Source organism: Niastella sp. sgz303648 (assembly GCF_059587045.1).
The window spans coordinates 1-2,013 of record NZ_JCAPSW010000049.1 but is presented as its reverse complement, the minus strand read 5'-3'; the positions used below and the strand labels follow the sequence as shown (position 1 = coordinate 2,013).

The following is a 2,013-nucleotide window of genomic DNA, read 5'->3' as shown; positions in this document are numbered from 1 at the left end:
GCCGTTCGTTGTGCGACTGGCTGGGCAGAGAGCAGGTGGTGATCGGCCTGGAAGGCCATGGCCGGGAGTCGATCTCGTCTTCGGTTGATGTAAGCCGTACGGTGGGCTGGTTCACGAGCCTGTTCCCTGTGTTGCTGGAAAGCCGGGGAGTAGCGGGCGGGTTGATCAAAACGATCAAGGAGTCGCTGCGATCTGTACCTGACAAGGGTCTTGGATATGGGGTGTTAAAATATATCAATGGGGATGCTGGCTTATCGGGCCCCGAGCCCTGGGATATCGTATTCAATTACCTGGGTCAGCTTGATAATGTGATATCGAACAACCGGTATTTTTCGGGAGCGCCGGAAGGATCGGGCGGTCCGAATATCGGAGAGGCCAATGCGATCCGGGAGAAATTGTCTGTAAACGGATTGATCAAAGGAGGAAGCTTACAGCTGGTATGGGAGTACAGCGGGCTGCATTTTGAAGAAAAGACGATGGAGCAGTTGGCTGGCTCATATTTGTCGGCCCTGGAGGAATTGATTGACCATTGCATGGACGCTATAGGTCAGGGGCAGCAACATCGTACGCCGTCGGACTTTGGACTAACGGGCGATGTAAGCATTGAAGAGCTCGATGGCTTTTTAGCGGAAATGGAGGGCCGGGGGGCTCAGGTGGAGAGCCTGTACCGGTTGAGCGGTTTACAGGAAGGGATGTTGTTCCATAGTTTATATGGTGAACAATCACAGGTATATATCGAGCAGTTGAATTGTCAGCTGGAAGGGTTGGAGGAGGAGCGTTTCGGTTGGGCGTGGTCGGAACTGCTGGGTCGTCACAGCATATTGCGGACGGGCTTTTATTATGACCGTTTTCGGATGCCGGTGCAGGTGGTATACCGGGAAGCGAAGCTGCCGCTGGAGGTGGTGGACTGCCGTGGGCTGTCTGCTCAGGAGCAGCAGCGCCGGATAGCCGAATATGGAGAGCATGAGCGGTCGCGGATGTTTTCCTTCGGGGAAGCGCCGTTGATGCGGCTCTGTTTGTTGCGGTTGAGTGAGAGCGATTACCGGATGATCTGGACGTATCATCATATTCTGCTGGATGGCTGGTCGCTGCCGGTGCTGATGGAAGAGTTCCTGTTGTTGTATGAAAACGGAGCTCCCGGCTTTCCTGTCGAAAAAGACAGGTTTGAAGAATATATTCATTATATAGAAGGAATCGATAAATCTTTTTCGGAGCAATACTGGCGAGGATATTTACATGGAATAGAGAACGCCGGACGACTATCTTTCATTAAATCAGGTCCGGGACACAATACCGGTGGAGGAAGTTTTTGCGAGTTTAACCTGCAATTGCCGTCCTCCGTTTGCACGGCTGCAGAAGCCTATGCGCATCGTCATCATATCACGCTTAGTACCATTATGCAGGGTGTTTGGGCCTACCTGCTATACTGTTATACGGGTAGCCCGGATATCATCTACGGTGTAACAGTTTCGGGTCGTCCGGAGGGGTTATCCGATGTAGAAAGAAGGGTAGGCTTATACATCAATACCGTTCCGCTGCATACCGTTGTGCGGGCGGATGCCCCGGTAAGCGACTGGCTGCAGGGAATACAACAGGATCAGGTGTCTTCGCGCGAGCATCAGTATACAACATTAACCGAGATACAGAGTTGGGTTCACGCTACCGGAGGAGAACTGTTCGATAGCCTCCTGGTATATGAAAATTATCCGGTGAGCGAGGTGATCAGTGGGCGTGACTGGCGTTTGAAGGTAAGCGAACTAAGCGTGAAGGAGCAGGTGAACTATCCGCTTTCGGTGTTAATAGCCAAAGGAGAACAGATCGATATCCGGTTCAATTACAATTCTTCTTTGCTGGAAGAGTCATATGTAATTAGAATAGCGGAACAATTTGAAAGAATATTACTGCAGATCATTGGGGAGAAAGTGATGTCAATCAATGAGCTTGATTTGTTGTCACCAGCGGGTATTCAGGAGTTGGAAAGCTTCAATGCAACGGAAGTAAGCTATGGTGCTG

1 protein-coding gene is annotated in these 2,013 nt (G+C 51.0%); it reads left to right on the top strand.

The features are described from left to right. Positions 1 to 2,013 (top strand): condensation domain-containing protein (locus tag AC59IL_RS38830; protein WP_496557650.1); only part of this gene is annotated, 2,013 nt, incomplete at both ends.